This window comes from Zoogloea oryzae (genome assembly GCF_030161255.1).
In the GTDB taxonomy this organism is placed as follows: Bacteria; Pseudomonadota; Gammaproteobacteria; order Burkholderiales; family Rhodocyclaceae; genus Zoogloea; species Zoogloea oryzae.
Window position 1 is genome coordinate 1 of the sequence record NZ_BSPX01000138.1, and the last position, 4,891, is coordinate 4,891.

General features: G+C 72.2%; 5 protein-coding genes. All 5 read left to right on the top strand.

Annotation, left to right across the window (positions count from 1 at the left end; all coding sequences use genetic code 11):
* On the top strand, positions 1-285 hold a 285-nt coding region (locus QQK25_RS22185), incomplete at its 5' end, for a hypothetical protein (protein ID WP_284189914.1).
* Positions 282-1,304, top strand: a complete 1,023-nt coding sequence (locus tag QQK25_RS22190) for an ABC transporter substrate-binding protein (protein ID WP_284189915.1) — start codon at positions 282-284, stop codon at positions 1,302-1,304. The genes QQK25_RS22185 and QQK25_RS22190, both read left to right, overlap by 4 nt.
* Positions 1,304-2,152: a formyltransferase family protein gene (locus QQK25_RS22195; protein ID WP_284189916.1), complete on the top strand. Its 849-nt coding sequence runs from the start codon at positions 1,304-1,306 to the stop codon at positions 2,150-2,152. The genes QQK25_RS22190 and QQK25_RS22195 overlap by 1 nt, the downstream gene beginning before the upstream one ends.
* Positions 2,149-3,636 (top strand): TIR domain-containing protein, encoded by a 1,488-nt coding sequence (locus QQK25_RS22200; RefSeq protein ID WP_284189917.1) that lies wholly within the window; start codon positions 2,149-2,151, stop codon positions 3,634-3,636. The genes QQK25_RS22195 and QQK25_RS22200 overlap by 4 nt, the downstream gene beginning before the upstream one ends.
* Positions 3,633-4,891: nSTAND1 domain-containing NTPase (locus QQK25_RS22205; protein ID WP_284189918.1), on the top strand; the 1,259-nt coding region annotated here is incomplete at its 3' end. The genes QQK25_RS22200 and QQK25_RS22205, both read left to right, overlap by 4 nt.

Here is a 4,891-nt window from a genome sequence, read left to right on the forward strand (position 1 = left end):
CTGATGCCGGGGCCCGGCGCGCTGGTGGTGGGGATCGCCACCCTCGGCATCGGCACCGGGCTGGGCGCCGCTGCGCTGCAGTCGATGATCGGCCGCGACGGCCCGCCCGCCCTGGTGCTGCTGCGCACCGGCGAACGCCTTGGCGCGGTGGCCGGCCCCCTCTTTGCCGGCAGCCTGTTCGGGCTTTTGGCATATGGCGGTACGATGGCGGCAATCGGTGCCGTGGTCCTCACGGCGATCCTGGTTTTCGCCCTGTCGTCGAACGGGAAGGAGCCCGCTCCATGAAACGCCTGACCGATCGCCTGCTTCCGCTGCTGCTGGTCGCTGCCAGCCTGCTGCCGACGCCCGCCGCCGCCGAGGCCACGCCCTACCGGGTGGCGATGCTGCTCTTCCGGGGTTGCGAGGAAGCCTGCCGGGGCTTTCAGGGTTACTTCCGCCAGCACGGCATCGCCGCCGAGTTCATCCTGCGCGACGCCGCCCAGGACAAGCGGCGCATCCCGGCAATGGTCGAGGAAGTCCGCCGCCTGAAGCCCGATCTGGTGGTCACCTGGGGCTCGACGGTGACGCTGGAGACCGTCGGCTCGTGGAAGGGCGCCGATCCGCGCCGCCACATCACCGAGCTGCCGGTGGTCTTCATGATCGTCTCCGACCCCGTCGCGCTGGGCGTCATCGAGGCGCCGGACAAGCCCCGCGCCAACGTCACCGGCACGCTCTACCTGCTGCCGATGGAAACCCAGATCAAGGCCGCCCGCAGCTATCTGGATTTCAAGCGCGTCGGTTACATCGTGAACGAAACCGAACCCAACTCGATCACCGCCCGCGACGACCTGCGGGCGCTGGCCAAAACCCACGGCTTCACGCTGGTGGAGCGCAGCCTGCCGGTGTCGCCCGCCGGCGCGCCGGACGCCCGGGCGATCCCCGCCATCCTCGACGCCTTCCGGCAGGAGAAGGTGGATCTCATCTACCAGGGCCCCGACACCTTCCTCAACAGCCGCCGCGAGCAGCTCACCGACGGCGCGCTGGCCCTCGGCATCCCCGTCTTCGCCGCCGCCGAAAACCCGGTCCAGAACGCCCGCGCCCTGCTGGGCGTGGTGAACAAGTACGAGGACGTGGGCCGCTTCACCGCCGCCCAGGCCCTGCGCGTGCTGCGCGACCACACCCCGCCGTCGCGCATCCCGGTGGAGCTGCCGCGCAACTTCTCCTACCTCATCAACCTGCCGGTGGCCCTGCAGCTGGGCCGCTACCCGCCCCTCAAGCTGCTCGACGTGGCCGAGATCGTCGGCATCCAGGCGGAGGACCGCTGATGCGCATCCTGGTGTGCACCAAGCTCGATCTCCACGGCGCCCACTTCGCCAACCGCGTGCTGCCGGCCCTCGCCGGGCACGAGGTGGTCGGCCTGTGGCTGGCCGACAAGAACCGCCCGGCCGAAGACAACGTGCCCGAGCTCGCCCAGTTGCGCTTTCTCGAGCGCCTGCTGCCCATCGACCTGCTCTTCCCGCTGATCGACGCCCTGCCCGCCCGCCAGGCCGACCTCGCCCCGGACGCCACCTTCGCCACCCTCGGCCGGCGCCACGCCACGCCGGTCGAAGTCATCACCGCCCTCGACGCCGCCACCCGCGCCCGCCTCGCCGCCCTCGCGCCCGATCTCATCATCGTCGCCCGCTTCAGCCACCTCTTCGACGCCGCCAGCATCGGCGTGCCGCGCCACGGCATCCTCAACATCCACCCCGGCCGCCTGCCGGGCTATGCGGGCCTGCACGCGCCGCTCAGGGCCATCACGGATGGCGCCGGCGCCTTCGGCTGCAGCGTGCACTGGATCACCCCGGGCATCGACGACGGCCCGCTCCTCCAGGTCATCGACCAGCCCATCGACCTCGCCGGCAACCTCCTCGACCAGACTGCCGCCCTCTACCCGCTGGCCATCCCCACCGTGCTGGCGGTCATCGAGGCCTGCGCCGCCGGCCGCCGCCCCACCGGCACGCCCCAGGATCTGCGCCTGCGCCGCTACCACTCGATGCCCGACGCCGCGCCCTTCGCCACCCTCGCCCGCCTGGGCACGAAGCTGTGGCACCCGGACGCCCTCGCCACCTGGCTCGGCCGCTACCTGCCCCCCGGCGTCGCCCTGCCGCCCCTGCCCGGAGGCCCGCGATGAAGTTCGCCCGGCAGATCTTCATCAGCTACGCCCACCTGGACAACCAGCCCCTCAGCGCGGATCAGTCCGGCTGGGTGAGCCTGTTCCACTCCACCCTGCAGACCCTCCTCAGCCAGCGCCTCGGCGCCCCCGCCGACATCTGGCGCGACGACAAGCTCCACGGCAACGACGACTTCTCCGACGAGATCCTCGACCAGCTCGCCGGCACCGCGGTGTTCGTCTCCATCCTCACCCCGCGCTACCTCAAGTCCGACTGGTGCAAGAAGGAAATCCGCAGCTTCTGCCAGCGCGCCGAGGCCGAGCAAAGCCTGGTGGTGGACAACAAGGCCCGCGTCATCAAGGTGCTCAAGCTGCCGGTCGATGCCGGCGATGCGCTGCCGCCGGTGCTCGGGCGCCTGCTGGGCTACGACTTCTACGAGATCGACGAGGAGCACGTCCCCCACGAGCTCGACCCCGCCTACGGCGACAAGCCGCGCCAGGCCTTCCTGCGCAAGGCCAACAAGCTCGCCTGGGATCTGGCCGCCCAGCTCACCGAACTCCAGCGCCGCCCCCAGATCACCGAAGACGCCGCCAACGACCCCGCGCCCAAGCCCGCCGTGTATCTCGCCGAATGCAGCCGCGACCGCCGCGAGGCCCGCGACTGCATCGCCAGCGAGCTCGCCTGCTGCGGCTTCACCGTGCTGCCCGACGAGCGCCTGCCGGATGACGAGGACGAATACCTCGCCGCGGTGGATGCGCTGCTCCAGCGCTGCATGCTGTCGGTGCATCTGGTGGGCACGGGCTACGGCCGGGTGCCCGACGGCGACCGCCAGCAGTCGGTGGTGGTGCTCCAGAACGAGCTCGCCGCCACCCGCAGCCGCAGCCACGGCCTGCGCCGGGTGATCTGGCTGCCGGCTGGCGTCGCCTCACCCCAGCCCGCCCAGCAGGCCTTCATCGACGCCCTGCAGACCGACGCCGCGCTGCAGTTCGGCGCCGATCTGGTGAGCGGCGATCTGGAGACCACCAAGTCCGCGATCCACGCCGCCCTCAAGCCCCCCGAGCCGCCGCCCGCCCAGCCGGTGGCCGGCGCCGCCCGGGTGCATCTGGTGTGCGACGCCGCCGACCGCAAGGCCGTCGTGCCGCTCATCAAGCTGCTCCGCGCCCGTGGGCTGGAGGTGAGCCTGCCGGCCTTCGTGGGCGACGCCGCCCAGGTGCGCGAGACAAACCGCCAGCTCGCCCTCGACTGCGACGCCATCGTGCTCTACTACGGCGCCGGCGACGAGGCGTGGAAGTTCCACCAGCAGAACGACCTGCGCAAGCTCCAGGGCAGCCCCCGCGAGCGCCCCCTCAAGGCCAGCCTGACCCTCCTTGCCGCGCCCGCCAGCGACGACAAGGAAGTCCTCCAGGCCCTCGCCGAGCCCGACGTGCTCGACGGCCTGGGCGGCATCAGCGAGGCCACCCTCGCCCCGCTCTTCGCCGCGCTGGGCGTGGGAGCGCCGTCATGAACGCACCGGCCCAGCCCTACCCCGGCATCCGCCCCTTCCGCGAGGACGAGGAATACCTCTTCTTCGGCCGCGAGAGCCAGGTGGACGCGATGGTGGACACCCTCGCCCGCGGGCGCTTCCTGGCGGTGATCGGCAGCTCCGGCTGCGGCAAGTCGTCACTGGTCAATTGCGGCCTGCGCCCGGCGCTGCACCGGGGCCTCCTCACCCGCGCCGGCAGCGCCTGGCGGATGGCCAGCTGCCGCCCCGGCGGCCACCCGATCCGGGCGCTGGCCCAGTCCCTCGCCTCCCCCGGCGCCCTGCATCGCGAGATGGACGCCGGCCCCTTCAGCCTCGCCGAATTCATCGAGACCACCCTCGCCATGAGCCGCCGGGGGCTGGTCGAAGTCTGGCAGCAGGCCCGCCAGCCCGAGGGCAGCAACCTGCTGGTGATCGTCGATCAGTTCGAGGAGCTGTTCCGCTACCGCCAGTTGGGCGACACCGGCCCGGCCGACGAAGACCCGGCCACCGCCTTCGTCAACCTGCTGCTCCAGGCCCGCGCCGAGGACGTGCCGATCCACATCGTGCTCACCATGCGCTCGGATTTCCTCGGCGACTGTGCGCGCTTTGCCGGCCTGCCCGAAGCCATCAACGGCGGCCAGTACCTGGTGCCGCGGATGAGCCGCGACGACCGCCGCGCCGCCATCCTCGGCCCGGCCCGGGTGTGCGGCGCCGACATCGAGCCGACGCTCCTCACCCGCCTCGTCAACGACGTGGGCGACGACCCGGACCAGCTCTCGCTGCTCCAGCACGCCCTGGCCCGCTGCTGGGCCCACTGGCAGGCCAGCGGCGAGCCCAGCCCCGTCGAAGCCCGCCACTACGACGCGGTGGGTACCCTCGCCCACGCCCTCAACCAGCACGCCGAGGAGATCTTCGCCACCCTGCCGCCGGCCCACCAGCTACGCTGTGCGGCAGCCTTCCGGGCGCTCACCGACACCAGCACCGACACCCGCGGCATCCGCCGCCCGACCCGCTTTGCGACGCTCGAAGCCATCACCGCCGGCAACTTTGAGGCCGCCGCCGCGCCGCTGGCCGAGGTGCTCGAACCCTTCCGCGCCCCCGGCGCCGCCTTCCTGATGCCGCCGGCCGGCGAGCCGCTCGAGGCCGACACGGTGATCGACCTCGCCCACGAGAGCCTGATGCGCATCTGGGATCGCCTGCGCGAATGGGGCGAGCGCGAGGCCGACGCCGCCCGCATGCTGCGCCGCCTGGCCGACGC

Bases quoted from the DNA above. Each gene is read 5' to 3' on its own strand.
- QQK25_RS22190 (WP_284189915.1), top strand. From the start codon at position 282: ATGAAACGCCTGACCGATCGCCTGCTTCCGCTGCTGCTGGTCGCTGCC.
- QQK25_RS22195 (WP_284189916.1), top strand. From the start codon at position 1,304: ATGCGCATCCTGGTGTGCACCAAGCTCGATCTCCACGGCGCCCACTTC.
- QQK25_RS22200 (WP_284189917.1), top strand. From the start codon at position 2,149: ATGAAGTTCGCCCGGCAGATCTTCATCAGCTACGCCCACCTGGACAAC.